We start from the raw sequence: 17273 nt of genomic DNA on the forward strand, positions 1-17273 counted from the left end.
CAACCAGCCACGCCCGTCAGTAGCTCCCGCTCCCGCTACTTCCGCGCCGCGCGGCCCAGCTCGTCGTCGATCTGCTCGTACTTGTCCGCGGCGTTCGTCAGGTAGTCGCCCATGCCGTCCAGGCCCTCGAGGGTCTTCTTCGCACCCTCGACGAAATCGTCGAAGTTCTCGTCGAACGCCTTCGAGGCGCTCTTCGTGACGAATCCCGTCTCGACGAGGTTCTTGATGTACTTCTTCAGGCCGTCCAGCTTCTCGTTGAGCTTGTCCTTCTCCTTGACGACGTGCTTCGCCGCGTCACGCATGTCCTGATATGTGACGTCAAGGTCCTTGGCCATGAGGCTCTCTCCTATCAACTGGCCGCAGGGCCAACCCCCGTGGCTCCACTTTGCGGATGGTGCGATCTTCCGCTCTTGCGCCAGCAGCTTACGGGTGGGGCTGATGGGAACGCAGCCCGGTTGAGTCACAGGTCTGCTATGAGCAAGTGCGAAGCGGTGCCGGCCGCGGCGTGTGCGGTTCCGGCCGCGGCGGGTGCGGTTCCGCCATGAGACCGGGTACGGGCCGTTGCCCGTGGGAAGGGGGGAGCGGATATCGTCAGGCGCATTGTTCAGCTCCGGGGAGGACGATCGTGCGCCTGACTCTGACCGTCGTCGATCCGTTCGGCGGGGACTCCGCCGACGTGGTTCTCGACGCCGATCCCGAGTCCACCGTGCAGGACATCGCGGTGGAACTGGCCCGGCAGGTCGGGCACAGCGGCGCGCAGATCATTCCGATCGGGCAGGGGCAGCAGGCCCCGGGCGGCGGTGCTCCGATGATCTACGTCGACGGGTACGCCGTCGATCCCACCGCCACCGTCGTCACCTCGCCGCTCCGCGAAGGCGCCGTCGTCAGCCTCAACGACCCGGCAGGATGCCTGCCCGGCGAGCCGTCCGGGCTGGTCGAGCTGCGCGTCGCGAGCGGGGCCGCGGCCGGTGCCGTGCACCGGCTCGGCATCGGGCGGTACGACATCGGGAGTGGGCCCGCCTCGTACATCCGGGTGGATGACCCGGAGATGCCTGCCCGCGCCCTGACGTTGTCAGTTGCAACCGATGGGACCTGTCAGGTCACCCTGCACGGGAGCAGCGAGGAGAAGGAAGGTGTGACCCTCGACGGCGTCCCCTTCGGGGAAGAGAAGGAGGAGGCCGAGCCGGCCGCGGGCGTCCCGCCCGAGGGGGAGTCCAAGAAGGACAGGAAGGCACGGGAGAAGAGGGAGAAGCAGGAGCGGAAGGAGTGGAAGGAGCGGAAGGAGGCCCGGGCCAAGGCGCGGGCCGCGGGGCCGCGTGACACCGTCGCCTGGCCGCTCGGCGCCCAGATCGCCCTCGGCAACACCCTCTTCGAGCTCGTCAGGTACACCCCGCCGAACGCCGCGTTGAAATGGTCCGAGGACGGCGCCGGGCTCGACTACAACCGGCCACCGCGGCTCCGCCCGCCCGAGCGGCAGACCACCTTCCGGCTGCCCTCCCCGCCGCGGGAGTTCGAGGCGCGGCCGCTGCCCTGGCTGATGGCGCTGTTTCCGCTCGTCGGTGCCGTCGTCGCCGCCATGATCTTCAATCGCTGGTACTACCTGATCATGGCGGGGCTGAGCCCCATCATGCTCTTCGGCAACTACTTCATGGACAAGAAGCACGGGCGCAAGTCCCATGCGAAGCAGGTCAAGGAGTACAAGGAGACCAAGGCGCGGATCGAGAAGGACGCGCAGGACGCGCTCGTCGCCGAGCGGCTCGACCGGCGCAACGCCGTGCCCGACCCCGCCGCCGTCCTCGCCCTGAGCACCGGTCCCCGTACGCGGCTGTGGGAGCGGCGGCGCACGGACGGCGACCACCTCCTCATGCGCTTCGGTACCGGTCGGCTGCCCTCCGAGGTCGTGCTCGACGACCCGGAGAAGGACGAGCACCGGCGGCAGGTGACGTGGCACATCGAGGACGCGCCCGTCGCGCTGCCGCTGAAGGGGCTCGGCGTCATCGGCATCGCCGGCCCCGGCGACTCGGCCACCGCGCTGGGCCGTTGGGCCGTGGCGCAGACGGCGACGCTGCACAGCCCGATGGACGTCCAGTTCTACGTCCTGACCGAGAACGGTTCCAGGGAGAGCTGGGACTGGGTGCGGTGGCTGCCGCACGCCAGGCCCTCGGGCGGCCAGGACATCAACGTACTCATCGGGACGGACGCCGAGACCGTCGGCGCCCGCATCGGTGAGCTGACGCAGATCCTCGACGCGCGGGTGAAGGCCGCGGAGGAGAACAAGGGGCAGGGCGCCAACTTCAGCGACCCGGACATCGTCGTGGTGTGGGACGGGTCGCGGCGGTTGCGGTCCCTGCCGGGTGTGGTGCGGATCCTGCGCGAGGGCCCCGCCGTGCACATGTACGCCCTCTGCCTCGACACCGAGGAACGGTTCCTGCCCGGTGAGTGCCAGGCCTTCGTGGTCGCCGAGCCGAAGCCCGACCCGAATGTCTACGGCCAGGCCCAGCAGCGGCCCATGAACGCGCCCGCGCCGCCCCAGCAGGCCCCCGGCGCCTTCCCCTCCTTCCAGGCCTGGCACACCGCCGCGCCCGACACGGAGCAGGCCAACACCCCGCGTGAGCTGCGGCTGCGCGTCGAGATGACCGGTGCCGAGCGGCTCAGGGACGTACGGCCCGACTTCGTGACGCCCGCCTGGTGTCTGCGTCTGGCACGGTCCATCTCGCCGCTGCGCGACATCAGCGGGGAGACCGAGGACTCCGCCCTTCCCGGGTCCAGCCGGCTGCTCGACGTGCTGCAGCTGGAGCCGCCGACGTCCGGTGCGATCACCGCCAGGTGGCAGGCGGGCGGGCAGTCGACGATGGCCGTCATCGGCGAGTCGTACGACGGGCCGTTCGGCATCGACATGCGCAAGGACGGCCCCCACGGCCTCATCGCCGGTACGACCGGTTCCGGTAAGTCGGAGCTGCTGCAGACCATCGTGGCCGCGCTCGCCGTGGCCAACACCCCCGAGAACATGACCTTCGTCCTCGTCGACTACAAGGGCGGCTCCGCGTTCAAGGACTGTGTGAAGCTGCCGCACACCGTCGGCATGGTCACCGACCTCGACGCGCACCTCGTGGAGAGGGCCCTGGAGTCCCTCGGCGCCGAGCTCAAGCGGCGCGAGCACATCCTCGCCGACGCCGACGCCAAGGACATCGAGGACTATCAGGATCTCGTGCGGCGCGACCCGTCGCACGCGCCCGTGCCCCGACTCCTCATCGTCATCGACGAGTTCGCGTCCATGGTGCGCGACCTGCCCGACTTCGTGACGGGGCTCGTCAATATCGCTCAGCGTGGTCGTTCGCTGGGCATTCACCTGCTGCTCGCCACCCAGCGGCCCTCCGGTGTCGTGTCGCCCGAGATCCGCGCCAACACCAACCTCCGCATCGCGCTGCGCGTGACGGACGGCGGCGAGTCCACCGACGTCATCGACTCTCCCGAGGCCGGGCACATCAGCAAGAACACGCCAGGTCGCGCCTACGTCCGGCTCGGGCACGCCTCGCTCGTGCCCTTCCAGTCGGGGCGCGTCGGTGGGCGCAGGCCCGGCGCCGCCGACCCGACGCTGCTCGCGCCCTGGGTCGACGCCCTGGACTGGTCGGCGCTCGGCCGCGCCTCGCTGGTGAAGCCGAAGGCGGAGGCCCGCGAGGAGGAGGAGATCACCGACCTGAAGGTTCTTGTCGATGAGATCATCGAGGCCAACCGTGTCATGGGCATCCCCGCCCAGCACAGCCCGTGGCTGCCCGCGCTCGGCGAGACCGTGCTGCTCGACGAGATCCCGGCGCCCGCGCCGCGCACGGCTCCCGGGGCGCTCACGCCCGCCCCGTACGGCGTCGAGGACCTGCCCGCCGACCAGGCGCGCCGCCCGGTCGTCGTGGACTTCGCGAGCTTCGGCCACCTGATGATCGGCGGCGCCCCGCGCTCCGGCCGCTCGCAGGTGCTCCGTACGATCGCGGGCTCCCTGGCGCGCACGCACTCCTGCGCCGACGTCCACCTGTACGGCATCGACTGCGGCAACGGCGCGCTCAACGCGCTGACGCGGCTGCCGCACTGCGGCGCCGTCGTCGGGCGTAACCAGACCGAGCGCGTGGTGCGCCTCATCAACCGGCTCAAGGGCGAACTCTCGCGCCGCCAGGACCTCCTCGCCGACAAGGGGTACGCGGACATCGGCGAGCAGCGGGCCGACGCCGCCGAGGACGAGCGGCTCCCGCACCTCGTCGTGCTGCTCGACCGGTGGGAGGGCTGGCTGCCCACGCTCGGCGAGATCGACCACGGCTCGCTCACCGACGAGATCACGACGATCATGCGTGAGGGCGCGAGCGTCGGCCTCCACATGGTGATGACGGGCGACCGGCAGATCCTGGTGGGCCGCATCTCCTCCCTCACCGAGGACAAGTACGGCCTGCGCCTCGCCGACCGCTCCGACTTCTCGATGCTCGGCATCCCGGCCCGCAAGGTGCCCGAGGAGATCGCGCCGGGCCGCGCCTTCCGCAACGAGAGCGGTACGGAGACGCAGTTCGCGCTGCTCTCCGAGGACTCCACGGGTCAGGGCCAGGCCGCGGCGATCGCCGCGATCGGCGAACAGGCGGCGGCCCGCGACGCCGACGTGCCGCGCCACCGCCGCCCGTTCCGCGTCGACACGCTGCCGAGCCGCATCTCCTTCGAGGAGGCGTGGGAACTGCGCGACCCGGACGCCTCGCGCTCGAAGCTGTGGGCGCTGGTGGGCATCGGCGGCGACGAGGTCATGGGGTACGGCCCCGACCTCGCGCAGGGTGTGCCGGCGTTCGTCATCGCGGGCCCGGCCAAGTCGGGGCGTTCGACGGTCCTGATGAATATGGCGCGTTCGTTCCGGGCGCAGGGTGTACGTCTCGTCGTCGCCGCCCCGCGCCAGTCGCCACTGCGCGAACTGGAGGGCAGCGAGGGTGTGTTGAAGGTGTTCACCGGTGACGACATAGACGAGGACGAGTTCGAGGAGCTCATCGACGAGGCGGACGCGTCGCCGGAGGAGCCCGTCGTCGTACTCATCGACGACGCCGAGATCCTGGAGGACGCGGACGCGGCGAGCCAGTTCAAGCGCATCATCCAGCGCGGCGCCGACCAGGGCCTCGCGCTGGTCCTCGCCGGTGACGAGGAGGACGTCTGCAGCGGCTTCTCGGGCTGGCAGGTCGACGCGAAGAAGGGCCGCCGCGGCATTCTGCTGTCGCCGCAGGACAGCTCCAGCGGCGACCTGATCGGGCTCAGGATCTCGCGCAGCGTGGTCGGCGGCCCGGTGACGCCCGGCAAGGGCATGCTGCACCTCGGCAACGGCGAACTCGCCACGCTGACCACGCCGTTGTAGAGGGGGGCAGGTCATGGGCGGTTCGACGCGGAGGCCCCGGCGGCGGGCGGCAGGGCCCGCGCTGCGGTACGAGCATGTGCCGGGGGCGCGGACCTCGGGCCGGGCGACGGGGCGCGAGGGGAAACGGGTCGGGTGGCGTGCCCGGCTGCGCTCCGTCGGCTTCGGCTGCACGGTGGCCGCCTGCCTGGTGGTGGGCTCGGCGGCGCTCATCTTCGGGCCCGTCAACTGGGCCGGCCAGATGTGGCACGAGCTCGCACCGGACTGGCCCGGCGGGGGTTACGGCTTCGCGGCGACGACCGGGCTCTTCCTTCCGCTGGCCGGCGCGTGGATGATCGCCGCGCTCTTCCGCACGAACTGGCGGAAGGAGAAGGCCCGGTCGGTCCTCTGGGCCGTCGTCGCGCTGCCGGGGGCGTGCGGGGCGCTCATGGCCATGGCCATCGCGGCACAGACGATCCGGCCCAAGCACAGCCGCCGCCACGGATCGTGCTCGGCGGCCGGTGAGTACTGCTGGGTCAGCAGCAACTACCCGTACGTCTGGGTGGTGGGCCTCACGGCGACCGTCCTCGGCGTCGCGGGCGTCCTGGGCGCGTACGACTTGCGCAACATGAGGCGCAGGCGGCGGCTCACCGCACCGGAGACAGCCGCGCCTTCGGATCCCCCGCCCCCGGATCGTCCGACGTGTACATGAGCTTCTTGCCGTCGACGCGCAGACGGACCGCGTGGGACGTCTGCGAGCACTGACCGCCGTTGCCCGCCGCCCCCTTGCCCGTCGCCACGAGCCGCTCGGGCGTGACCGACTTGAGGGTGAGGACGTCCGTGCAGGTGTTGCCGATCGGGTCGCGCTGCAGGACCGTGCCGACCCGTTCGCCGGGCTTCGCCTGGCGCAGGGTCACCGTGAACGTGCCGAGCGGGATCGTGCCGTCGCTCGCGTCGGCCTTGCCGCGCCAGGTGCCGAGGTAGGCCTCGGGAACCTTGCCCCCGGTGGAGTCACTGGGCGCACCCGTCGCCGCCGGCGGCTGCGCGGCCCCGTCGTTGTCGCCCGACTGCTCGTCCTTCGGCAGCATCCCGAAGACGAACACCGAGCCGACGGTGACGGCGGCCAGCGCCCCGGCCACGGCGAGCGCGACCGTGCAGCTGACTCTGCGGCCCCGCCCGTTCGGCCCCTCGGGCACGGAGGTGGCGGCCACGGACAGCGAGAGCTTTCCGGGAGGCGGGCCGGGGCTGGGTTCCGGCGCCGGGGCGGAGTAGCCGTACGAAGGGTCGGGAGGCCCGAACGAACCCTCCACGGAGGGCGTGCTGAACGGCACCGGACCGGAGGATGCGCTGAACGGCACCGGACCGGAGGGCTCGGCCACGGCCGCCCCCGCCCCCGCCCCCGTGTCCAGGTCAAGGAGCCGCACCGCGCTCCGGCTCACCCGCTCCACGACAGGACCCGGCAGCCAGCCCGCCGCCACCAGTGCCGCCGCGCCGTCCGGGGCGAGGCGGCGGGCCAGCTCCGCCGGGGCGGGCCGTGCGGCCGCGTCCTTGGCCAGGCAGGCGGCGGCGAGGTCGCGCATGTCGCCCGTGAGCGCGCCGAGTTCGGGCTCCTCGTGGACGACCTTGTAGAGCAGCGCGGCCGACGAGTCGCCGGGGAAGGGTGACTCGCCCCGCGCCGCGTAGACGAGGACGGCGCCCAGGGAGAAGACGTCGGCCGCGCCGGTGACGCCCTTGCCGAGGATCTGCTCGGGCGACATGTAGCCGGGCGAGCCGATGGAGACGCCGGTGGCGGTGAGCGACGCCGTGCCGTCCGTGGCGCGGGCGATGCCGAAGTCGATGAGGCGCGGCCCGTCGAGCGTGAGCAGCACGTTCGACGGCTTGACGTCGCGGTGGACGAGCCCGAGGCCGTGCACGTGCACCAGGGCCTCGGCGAGACCCGCGCCGAGGACGCGTACGGAGTGCTCGGGGAGCGGCCCGCCGTCCCGCACCGCCTCGGTCAGCGAGGGCCCGGCCGCGTACCCCGTGGCGATCCACGGCACGGCCGCGTCCGGGTCCGCGTCCAGGACGGGCGCCGTCCAGTCGCCGCCGACCCGGCGCGCCGCGTCCACCTCGCGGCGGAAGCGGGCCCGGAACTCCTCGTCGAGCGCGAAGTGCGGGTGCACGACCTTGACCGCGACGGTACGGCCGCCCGCGCTGCGCCCCAGATAGACCCGGCCCATTCCGCCCGAGCCGAGCCGGCCGAGCAGCCGGTAGGGCCCGATCGTGGTGGGTTCGCCGGCTTCGAGCGGATGCATGGTCGTGGCCCTCCCCCAGGCGGTGCCGTCGGGACACCTCGCGCGCCTTCGGCACTCCGGATCAGCGTAGTGCGGCCGTCCCGGACAATTGCCGTCGTCGGCCATGCGCGTGCCCTATTCGGACTGCCGCGGACTGCCCCGGAATATCGCCGACGTCGCAATAGCGCATTGCGTCCGGATTGATCACGGACATCACTTCGCGCCGCCCACCACGCCCCAGGCTTCACGGGCGACTCCCCCGATATCGGCGTGCGCATTGGTGCGCATTGGTGCGCATTACACACGGGCTCTCAGGACTTCAGCAGCTCCACGTGTACGTCCGCGGGGAAGCCCGTCGTCGGGCCGACCCGGCGGGCGAACTCGGTGACGCCCTCCAGTTGCTCGGCGCCGAAACGGAAGTCGAGCGTCGTGAAGTACCGCTCCAGGACTTCGGCGTCGAAGGACTCCCAGCGCGCGGCCTGCTCGGACACCTTCCCCACCTCCTCCAGGGAGAGGTCGCGGGAGGAGAGGAACGCCTTGTGCACCGCGCGCACGACCTCCGGCTCGCGCGCCGCGTAGTCGCGCCGGGCGGCCCAGACGGCGAAGACGAACGGCAGGCCCGTCCACTCCTTCCACATCTCTCCGAGGTCGTACACGTCCAGGCCGAGCCGTGGCCCGTCGATGAGGTTGGCGCGCAGCGCGGCGTCGCCGATGAGGACGGCGGCGTCCGCCTCCCGCATCATCAGCCCCAGGTCGGGCGGGCACGTGTAGTAGTCGGGCCGCACGCCGTGCCGCTCCGCGAGCAGCAGTTGGGCCAGTCGCACGGAGGTACGGGAGGTCGAGCCGAGGGCCACCCGGGAGCCGTCCAGCTGGTCCAGCGGGACCTGCGAGACGATCACGCAGGACATCACGGGGCCGTCGCAGCCGACCGCGAGGTCGGGGAAGGCGACCAGGTCGTCGGCGTTCTTCAGGAACTCGACGAGGGTCACGGGCGCGATGTCGAGATCGCCTGCGACCAGCTGCTCGCTGAGCTTCTCGGGGGTGTCCTTGGTCAGCTCGAAGTCGAGGAGCGTCCCGGTCCGCGCGAGCCCCCAGTACAGCGGGAGGCAGTTCAGGAACTGGATGTGACCGACGCGCGGCCGGGGAATGCGGCGGGAGTCGTGCGGCTGTTCGGCGCCTGCCCCCGCGAAGGCGTTCAGGGGAGAATTGTCCACATCGGCGAGGCTAGCCCTCGTGCGGCAGGGGCCGGGCGCCGGGTCCCCGGCGCGCCCCGTCAACCCCGTCCGGGGCCCCGTCAAACATCCGGGTGACGTGATCTTGCCCCCTATTGCATTCCCGGGTCTGCGTGCTAAGCTCGCCGCAAGTTGCAGTTTGGTTTCCCTTGCAGTACAGAGCCTGCGGAGCATGTAACCCGCAGGCTCTCGTCGTTTTCAGACTTATGCAGTTGTTTAAACAATCGCTGGTTCTGGAGCAGGGCAACCCTTTGGCCCAAGGAGGGCTTATGGCTACCGGAACCGTGAAGTGGTTCAACGCTGAAAAGGGCTTTGGCTTCATCGCCCAGGAAGGCGGCGGCCCGGACGTCTTCGTCCACTACTCCGCGATCAACGCGAACGGCTTCCGCTCCCTCGAGGAGAACCAGGCCGTTTCCTTCGACGTGACGCAGGGCCCGAAGGGTCCGCAGGCGGAGAACGTCACCCCCCAGTAATCAAACGCCTCACGTGAGTGAGGTGTGTGATTCCTCCGGTGACTTGATCCGGACATGGATGCAGTACCCAAGGAGCCCTGCTCCTCCGCTTCGGCGGGGGAAGCGGGGCTCCTGCCTTTTCCGGCCCCTCGGCCTTGGCGGCGCGGCCTCAGGTGTGCTGCATGATCATCACGAACGTGGTGCCGGGCTCCAGCGCCTCGTAGGAGTGCGGGACATCCCCGCGGTACGACATGTAGTCGCCCGGCGCGAGCTCGACCGCCTCCCCCTGCGGCCCCGCGAGGAGCCGTCCCGTGCTGATGACCAGGTGCTCCACCGAGCCCGGGATGTGCGGGTCGGACTCGCGGGCCGCGCCCGGCTCCAGGGCGCCGTGGTAGATGTCGCGCCGCACGCCGGTCGGCCCTGCGGAGAGCAGCGTGCCCGCGTAGGAAGAGTTCTCGGCGTGCATGGTGGGGCCCTCACCGGCCCGGATCACCGTGACGGCGGGCGCGGGTGACTCCACGAGCACGCTGAACGGCACGCCGAGCGCGACGGCCAGCGCCCAGAGCGTCTCGATGCCGGGGTTGCCGGTGGCCGCCTCCAGCTGGGAGAGCGTGGACTTCGCGATGCCCGCGCGCTTGGCCAGCCCGGAGAGGGAGAGTCCGGCTCTGGTGCGCTCACGGCGCAGGGCCGCGGCGACCCACTCGCGCGGCATACGGGACTTGTCGGTCATCACGCCTGCTCCTGAACCTCTCCCCCGCCCATCGTTCGGTACAGCGGAAGATTCGTTCGCCTTGACGAACGACGCCCGCTCCGTTCATTCTACGACGCATGCGTTCGCCACACCGAACAGATGACCCGTCCGACCGAACGGACCGCACGCGGGGGCTCGTCCGTTTCTCCGACCTTCCGCCCGGCGTTCTGCGCGACATCGCGCTCGTCTGGCTCGCCGACGCCGTCGTCGGCGTCTCCTTCGGCGCCATCGCCGTCGGCGGCGGGCTCCCCGTGTGGGTGCCGGTGCTCATGTCGCTGCTCGTGTACGCGGGCTCCGCCCAGTTCAGCGCGGTCGGCATCCTCACCGCGGGCGGCGGCCCGGTGGCCGCGGCGGCGACCGGACTGCTGCTCAACTCCCGTACGGCCGCGTTCAGTCTGGCGCTCGCCGACGACCTCGGCCGGTCCTGGGCGGCCCGGCTGATCGGCGCGCACCTCGTCACGGACGAGACCGCCGCGTTCGTACTGGCACAGGAGGGCCGCGAGCGGCGCAGGGCCGCCTTCTGGATATCCGGCGTCGGCCTGTTCGCCGCCTGGAACCTCAGCGTGCTCGCGGGCGCCCTCGCCGGGTCCGCGCTCGGCGACACCGACCGGTTCGGGCTCGACGCCGCGTTCCCCGCGGTGCTGCTCGCGCTGGTGCTGCCCGCGCTGCGCGGTGACGGTGCGGCGCGGCGGGCCGCGGCGGCCGGTGCGGTCATCGCGGTCGTCGCGGCGCCGCTGCTGCCCGCGGGCGTGCCGGTCCTGCTCGCCCTCCTCGGCCTGCTCGCGGCCCGCCGCCCCACCCCTTCGAGGAGCACCTCATGAACGCCACACTCGCCTGTGTCCTCGCCCTGGCGGCGGGCACGTACGTCTTCCGCCTGGCCGGTCCCGTCCTGCACGGCCGCGTAGAACTCCCGGCCCGAGTCCAGGAGTTGCTGGCCACCGCCGCCACGGTCCTGCTCGTCGCCCTGCTCGCCACCGGCGCACTCACCGAGGGCCAGGACTTCGCGGGCTGGGCGCGTCCGGCCGGGGTGCTGGCGGGCGGGCTCCTCGCGTGGCGCAGGGCACCGTTCGTGGTGGTCGTGGTGGGGGCGGCGGCGACGGCGGGGCTGTTGCGGCTGCTGGGGGTGGAGTAGAGCCCCTCAAATCCCGGCGTCTGCCTCCGGGGCCGGGCCCCGCTCGTACAACTCCTCCACCACCTTCGCGTACCGCTCCGTCACCGCCTTCCTGCGCACCTTCAGGCTCGGGGTGAGGAGGCCGGTCTCCACCGTGAAGTCCTCGTCCAGGAGGGCGAACGCGCGGATGCGGGCCGGGCGCGACACCTTGGCGTTGGCGGCGGTCACGGCCTCCTGGACGAGGGCGCGCACGCGCGGGTCGCGGGACGGCGGGTCCGACAGGGACACGCCCTCGCGCTCGGCCCAGCCGGCCACCTCCTCCGCGTCCAGCGTGATGAGCGCGACCGGGTAGGGGCGGTGGTCGCCGACCATGACGGCGCGGGAGACGAAGCGGGAGGTCTGGAGGGGCAGTTCGGTCAGTGACGGGGTGAGGTTCTTGCCGGCGGAGGTGATGATGAGGTCCTTCTTGCGGCCCGTGATGGTGAGGAAGCCGTCCTCGTCGAGCGCGCCCAGGTCCCCCGTGTGCAGCCACCCCTCGTCGTCGACGGTGTCGCGGGTGGCCTGCGGGTCGTTGTGGTAGCCGGCGAAGACCATGGCGCCCCGGGCGAGGACCTCGCCGTCGGGTGCGATGCGCAGCTCGACGCCGTCGACGGGGCGGCCGACGGTGCCGTGGCGGACGGAGCCCGGGTGGTTGAGGGTGAGGACGCCCGCCGACTCCGTCATCCCGTACCCCTCGTACACCTCGATGCCGCAGGCCCGCAGGAAGTCCAGGGTGTCGGGGGCGATGGGCGCGCCGGCGGTCAGCGCCCACCGGACGCGGCCGCCGAGCGCCTGCCGGACCGGGCCGTAGAGCGCCTTGTCGGCGGCTTCGTGCGCCTCGGCGAGCTCGGCGGGCAGCTTCCCTCCGGCCGCGAGGACCCCGATGCGGACGGCCTCCTCGAACCGTTCGCGCCCGCCCTCCTGCGCCTCGGCGAGGGACAGCACCACGGACCGCACCTTCTCGAACAGGCGCGGCACGGACGGCAGATGGGTGGGCCGCGCCTCGGCCAGCTCGGTGACGACGTTCTCGACGCGCCCGCCGAAGAACGTGAGCGTGCCGCCCCCGACGAGGGTCGTGAACTGAATGAGCTGCGCGAGGAGGTGGGCGAGGGGCAGGTAGAGGTACGTCGTGTCGCCCGGACCACCGTCGACCAGCGGCACCGTGGCGGTCTGCACGGCCAGCAGGTTGCCGTGCGTGAGCAGACAGCCCTTGGGCGGTCCCGTGGTGCCCGAGGTGTAGATGATGGTGGCCAGGTCGTCGCCCCGGCGGGCCGCCGCGCGGGCCAGGAGGTCTTCCAGCGGCGCGAGTTCGGTGGGTTCCCGGGTCATGAGGACCACGTGCCGCAGGCCGGGCAGCCGCCCCGCTTCCCGCAACCGCTCGATCTTCGCCGCCTGCGCCTCGTCCTCGCAGATCATCACCGTCGCGCCCGAGTCGGTCACGACCCAGGCCACCTCGTCGTCGCCCGCCGTCGGGTAGACCGGGACGGCGACGGCGCCCGCCGCGAGCACGCCGAAGTGGGTGCGGGTCCACTCGGGGCGGGTCTCTGCGAGGACCGCCACGCGGTCGTCCGGGCGCACGCCGAGCGCGAGCAGGCCCCGGCCCACCCGGCGCGCGGCGTCCCGGAGCTCCACGTACGACGTCTCGGCCCACGTCTCCCCGCGCCGGAAGCGCAGGGCCGGCAGCCGGTCGTGCCGCTCCGCCGCCCACTCCGTCAAGCGGGCGAGCGTCGGCGGGAGTTCGGCCGGCCGCACGGGGTCCTTCCGCGTCTGCTGCATGCGTACGACGCTAGGGACCGCGCCCGGCTCCCGGGATGACGCGAAACGTCAGCAGCACTGGCCGGTCCGCTCAGCCGTCACTAACGTCGTGACATGGCCAGGCGGACGATCACCGTGCACCATGTGCGGGCCGTGCTGCGCGGCGCCGAGCGGCGCGGCGTGGACACCGTGCCGCTGCTGCGGGGAGCGCAGATCCCGCCGCTGCTCCTCGGCGACGACCGGGCCCGGGTCACCGAGCCCCAGTTCGCCCGGCTCTTCCGGGAGCTGTACCGCGTCACGGAGGACGAGTTCCTGGGCCTGGGCTCCGCCGTCAGCAGGCCGGGAACCTTCGCGATGATGTGCAGGGCCTCGCTGGGCTGCCGCGATCTGGGCGCCGCCGTGCGGCGGGGCGCCACCTTCTACGGCCTGTTCCCGGGCGGCCCCGACCTCGTCCTGGAACGCCACGGCGACGACGCCGTCTTCCGCGTACGCAACGATCTCGAACAGGACTACTTCCTCGCCGAGTGCCTCGTGATCATCTGGCACCGCCTGTGCAGCTGGCTGATCGGCCGCCGCATCCCGCTGCGCTGGGCCGAGTTCGGGCATTCGCCGCCTCCGCACATGGACGAGTACGAGCTGCTCTTCGGCTGTGCCGTGCGGTTCGGCGCCGAGCGGACCGGGGCCGGCTTCGACCCGCACTGGCTCGACGCGCCGCTGGTCAGGGACGAGGACGCGCTGGACGAGATGCTGTGCCGGGCGCCCTTCGAGCTGCTCTCCCGGCGGGAGTACGACACGACGGTCGCCGAGCAGGTGCGCCGCGTCCTCGTCCGCGCGCTGCGCTGCTCGCCGCGGCTGCCCTCGCTGGGCGAGATCGCGGCGCGGCTCGCGGTGAGCCCGGCGACGCTGCGCCGCCGTCTCGGCGACGAGTCCACCTCGTACCAGCAACTGAAGGACGCGGTGCGGCGGGACGCGGCGATCGCCGGTCTCGCGGAGGGCCGGGAGCCGATCGCGGAGCTCGCGGCGCGGCTCGGCTTCTCCGAGGACACGGCGTTCCACCGGGCGTTCCGGCGGTGGACGGGGACGACGCCGGGCGCGTACCGGACGGAGACGGAACGCCCCGGCGGCCCGGTCCGCTACGACTCCTTGCCGCCCGCCGAGCCGTCCGACTCCGGGTCGTCCGGCCCCGGAGTGTCCGAAGGCGCCGCCCGCGGCTGATCCCCCGGCTCGTCGAACACCGCGCCGTTGACCACCGCGCCGTCGCCCCGCACCGTCGTCTCGCCCTCCAGCTTGCCGAGCCGCCGGCTGACGCGGCCGAGCGCGATGAGCACGGTGATCAGTGACGTCGACGTCCCCTCGATGCGCCGCGTGTACCGCACGGCCTCCTCGTAGGCGGCGTGTGCCTGTGCCACCATGTCCTGCGCGTCGTAGGCGTCCCCCATGTCCTTGAGTACGGAGGCGTACCAGCCGGGGTCGGTCTCGCCGTCGACGAGGGCGAGCACGGCCTGGCAGGCGGCGACCCCGTCGGCGTAGGCGCCCTCGACGCCCAGCCGCCCCAACTCCTCGTACGTGAGCGCCATGTTGTGCAGGACGGCGGCCCGCCGCTCGGTGTCCGGGATCTTCGGGACCTCCGCGCCGAGCCGCTCCAGGACGTCCCGTGCCTCGGTCCGCTCGCCCATCGCGACCAGCGTGTTGGCGAGCGCGGTCATCGTCGTCGCCAGGTCGCCCGGGTTGTCGGCCTGCTGCTTGTACGAGACGGCCTGCCGGAAGTGCTCGACGGCCTCCTTGTAGTCGCGGGCGTCGCGGTAGGTGTCGGCGATGTCGTGCAGGATGATCCCGTAGACGCCCGGCGACTCCTCCGGGTCCGTCAGGCCGCGGGCCTCGTAGAAGCAGGCGAGCGCCTGGTCGAGGCGGGCGGGCCGCGGCTGGCTGGTCTCTTCCGGCATGACGGTTCTCCGTTCGGTGTCGGATGGTGGGGTGCTGATCTCGTCGCTCAGCTGCCGTCCGCGCTGGACCAGCGCGTGGGCCAGGTTCGCGGTGTCGGCCACCGTCTCGGCGTGCTCGGCGCCGAACGTCTCGCGCAACTCGTCGACCTGCTGCCGGAAGGCGAGGACGGCTCCCGCGGCGTCACCCGCCTGCTCCCAGCAGAAGGCGAGGCTGCGCAGGACGGCGAACAGTTCGATGTGGCACGGTCCCAGCACCCGCTCCAGGTCGACGACGAGCCGCTCAAGGGCGAAGAGCGCCGCCCTGTTCCGGCCCGACTCCCTGAGCCAGTGCGCGTGTTCGGCGCGGCTGGCCAGTGTGTCGGTGTGGTCGGGGCCGAGGACCCGCTCCCGGTCGGCGAGCAGCTCCTCCGACGCCGTCACGGCACCGGCGGGGTCACCGGCGCGCCCCCGGTAGCCCGCGAGGTTGTGACGGGCCCAGAACAGCTCGGAGTGGTCGCGGCCGAGTACCTCCTCCCGGTCGGCGATGAGGTGTTCCAGTGCGGTGATCGCGCCCGCCGTGTCCCCCGCCTCGCCCCACCACAGGGCGAGGAAGTTGCGGGCGCTCAGCGTCTCGGGCGCGTCGTCGCCCAGCTCGCGCTGGAAGTCGATCAGCACCTGCTCGAACGCCACGAGCGCGCCGGGCACGTCCCCCGCGAGCGCCCGCGCGTGGGCGAGGGAGTGCCGGGCACGCAGCGTGTCGGGGGAGTCCACCCCGCAGACCCGCTCGGCGTCGTCGACCAGGTCGCGCAGTTCACCGAAGGCCACCCGCGGATGGCCGGACATCGCCCACATCTCGGCCCGGTCGGCCCGGGCCCGGAGGGTGTCGACGTGGTCGGCCCCGAGGCGCCGCCCGGCCTGCTCGGCGAGGACCTTGAACTGTTCCAGGGCGTGCGTGTAGTGCCCGGACGCCGCCACGCTGTTCGCCGCCCGGAAGATGACGTCGTGCGCCGCGCCCGCCCACAGCGCCCCGTCGGCCACGCGCCGCAGCGCGTCGGTGTTCGCCCGCAGCGCCGCGCCAAGGGCGGTGTCCTTCTCGACCTCCGGCCACGCCTCGACCAGCGCGTCGGCGGCCACCACGGCGGCCTCGTCGATCCGCTCCCGGGACAGCGACTCGCGGATGCTGCGCTGCACCAACTGGTGGGCGCGGACCGCCTGGTGGGCCACGCCCGGCGTGTAGTCGACGAGGTGCATGCGGTGCAGGGCGAGCAGTGCGTCGGTGGCGTCGTCGGGCTCGAGGGCGTCCACTGGCTGCGCGGGTTCAGCGGCCTGCACGGGTTCCGCTGTCTTCGCGGTCTCCAGTGCCTTCGTCGGCTCCGTCGCGGCCCGGTACCGGGCCAGATAGCGGCGGGCCGCGCCACTCGTGAGCACCGCCTCGGGGATGCCGCTGGGGTCGAGCAGGGCGATGAGGGCGAGCAGCGGGCTCGCCACGCCCTTCGGGCGCATCCGGTCGGCGCGGTCGACGGACAGCGACCAGGTCGCGGCGAGGGTGACGGTCTGCGCGTCCGGCAGCGAACCGGGCTCGGGCATCAGACGGGCCAGGTCGCGCGTGCGTCCGGCGAGGCGTTTGCGGTACTCGGAGCAGTCCAGGCCGGTCTCCAGGAGGTACGCGGCGGCCTGCGCCAGCGCGAGCGGCAGGTCGCCGAGGTCCTGCGCGAGCCGGGCGATGCAGTCGGACGACGGCTGCCCGGGGGGCGGGTCGCCGCCGTTGCCCGTGCCCCGGCCACCCGCATCACCCCTGCTGCCCGTACCGCCCGCGTCACCCGTACCGCCTCCGTTGCCCCGGCGCGCCCCCGAGAGCACCTGTGTGAGGTAGCCGACCGACTCCTCCCTGTCGAAGAGGCCGACGTCGATGCAGCGGTGCCCGTGCCCGGTCAGTACGGCGTCGCGGCGCCGCGTCGTGACCAGCGTCCTGCCGTGCGGGCCCGCCGGGGGCCACAGGGCGATGCGCGGCGCGGAAGGGTCGGCGAGCAGGTCGACCGGGTCGGCGAGGTCGTCGAGCACCACCATCCAGCCGGGCCCCGGCTCGCCGTCGCCGCTCGGTGGCCGCGGCTCCAGCCAGGCGAGGAAGCGGGCGGCGGCCTGCTCCGGGTCGGCCAGGGAGATGCCGAGCACGTCTTCGGCGGCCTGCGCGTACGCGGCGACGACCGCCTCGCGCTTCACCGCCGTCACCCACAGGAGCAGGTCGACCTCGCCGCCGCGCAGCAGGTCGCGCGCGTACCGGGCGGCCAGCTGGGTCTTGCCGACGCCGCCGGTGCCGGACAGGACCTGGCCGAGCACGGCGGTGCCGCCGTCGGCCATCTCCCGCGCGAGCCGCCTGCCGACTCCGCGGTCCTG

At 72.6% G+C, this 17273-nt stretch carries 12 protein-coding genes; 6 read left to right on the plus strand and 6 right to left on the minus strand.

Going from position 1 to position 17273, the window contains the following annotated elements:
• Positions 1–35: 35 nt before the first annotated feature.
• Positions 36–335 carry a WXG100 family type VII secretion target gene (locus ACI2L3_RS17550; RefSeq protein WP_127910200.1) on the minus strand — a complete coding sequence of 100 codons (300 nt, stop codon included), beginning with the start codon at positions 333–335 and terminating at the stop codon, positions 36–38.
• Positions 336–625: 290 nt separating this feature from the next.
• On the opposite strand from ACI2L3_RS17550, the gene ACI2L3_RS17555 reads away from it, so the two are divergent.
• Together ACI2L3_RS17555 and ACI2L3_RS17560 are read left to right on the plus strand one after the other, a co-directional pair.
• The gene (locus ACI2L3_RS17555) at positions 626–5368 is read left to right on the plus strand and encodes an FtsK/SpoIIIE domain-containing protein (RefSeq protein WP_404753224.1); all 4743 of its coding nucleotides are present in this window, start codon (positions 626–628) and stop codon (positions 5366–5368) included.
• A 13-nt stretch (positions 5369–5381) separates the two neighbouring features.
• Positions 5382–6056 (plus strand): hypothetical protein, encoded by a 675-nt coding sequence (locus tag ACI2L3_RS17560; RefSeq protein ID WP_404753225.1) that lies wholly within the window; start codon positions 5382–5384, stop codon positions 6054–6056.
• Here the strand turns inward: ACI2L3_RS17560 and ACI2L3_RS17565 are convergent.
• Both ACI2L3_RS17565 and ACI2L3_RS17570 read right to left on the minus strand, forming a co-directional pair.
• Positions 5992–7638, minus strand: a complete 1647-nt coding sequence (locus ACI2L3_RS17565) for a protein kinase (RefSeq protein WP_404753226.1) — start codon at positions 7636–7638, stop codon at positions 5992–5994. The genes ACI2L3_RS17560 and ACI2L3_RS17565 overlap by 65 nt on opposite strands.
• A gap of 290 nt (positions 7639–7928) precedes the next feature.
• Positions 7929–8765, minus strand: coding sequence for a menaquinone biosynthetic enzyme MqnA/MqnD family protein (locus ACI2L3_RS17570; protein WP_404753315.1), 837 nt, complete (start codon positions 8763–8765; stop codon positions 7929–7931).
• Positions 8766–9118: 353 nt separating this feature from the next.
• Here ACI2L3_RS17570 and ACI2L3_RS17575 point away from each other — a divergent pair, with 353 nt between their 5' ends.
• Positions 9119–9322, plus strand: a complete 204-nt coding sequence (locus ACI2L3_RS17575) for a cold-shock protein (RefSeq protein WP_018528239.1) — start codon at positions 9119–9121, stop codon at positions 9320–9322.
• Between the two features lie 148 nt (positions 9323–9470).
• On the opposite strand, the gene ACI2L3_RS17580 is transcribed toward ACI2L3_RS17575, so the two are convergent.
• Positions 9471–10031 (minus strand): helix-turn-helix domain-containing protein, encoded by a 561-nt coding sequence (locus ACI2L3_RS17580; protein ID WP_404753227.1) that lies wholly within the window; start codon positions 10029–10031, stop codon positions 9471–9473.
• Between the two features lie 98 nt (positions 10032–10129).
• Here ACI2L3_RS17580 and ACI2L3_RS17585 point away from each other — a divergent pair, with 98 nt between their 5' ends.
• Both ACI2L3_RS17585 and ACI2L3_RS17590 read left to right on the plus strand, forming a co-directional pair.
• Positions 10130–10873 carry an AzlC family ABC transporter permease gene (locus tag ACI2L3_RS17585; protein WP_404753228.1) on the plus strand — a complete coding sequence of 248 codons (744 nt, stop codon included), beginning with the start codon at positions 10130–10132 and terminating at the stop codon, positions 10871–10873.
• Entirely contained in the window at positions 10870–11184 is a 315-nt protein-coding gene (locus tag ACI2L3_RS17590; RefSeq protein WP_404753229.1) for an AzlD domain-containing protein, read from the plus strand. The genes ACI2L3_RS17585 and ACI2L3_RS17590 overlap by 4 nt, the downstream gene beginning before the upstream one ends.
• Positions 11185–11190: 6 nt before the next feature.
• Here the strand turns inward: ACI2L3_RS17590 and ACI2L3_RS17595 are convergent, their stop codons facing one another.
• Complete coding sequence (locus ACI2L3_RS17595) at positions 11191–12978, minus strand: AMP-dependent synthetase/ligase (protein WP_404753230.1); 1788 nt, start codon at positions 12976–12978, stop codon at positions 11191–11193.
• Between the two features lie 93 nt (positions 12979–13071).
• Here ACI2L3_RS17595 and ACI2L3_RS17600 point away from each other — a divergent pair, with 93 nt between their 5' ends.
• The gene (locus tag ACI2L3_RS17600; RefSeq protein ID WP_404753231.1) at positions 13072–14172 is read left to right on the plus strand and encodes an AraC family transcriptional regulator ligand-binding domain-containing protein; all 1101 of its coding nucleotides are present in this window, start codon (positions 13072–13074) and stop codon (positions 14170–14172) included.
• Here ACI2L3_RS17600 and ACI2L3_RS17605 read toward each other — a convergent pair.
• Positions 14091–17237, minus strand: a complete 3147-nt coding sequence (locus tag ACI2L3_RS17605; protein WP_404753232.1) for a tetratricopeptide repeat protein — start codon at positions 17235–17237, stop codon at positions 14091–14093. The genes ACI2L3_RS17600 and ACI2L3_RS17605 overlap by 82 nt on opposite strands.
• Between the last annotated feature and the right edge of the window lie 36 nt (positions 17238–17273).

The organism is Streptomyces sp. NPDC029674 (genome assembly GCF_044903205.1).
GTDB lineage: Bacteria > Actinomycetota > Actinomycetes > Streptomycetales > Streptomycetaceae > Streptomyces.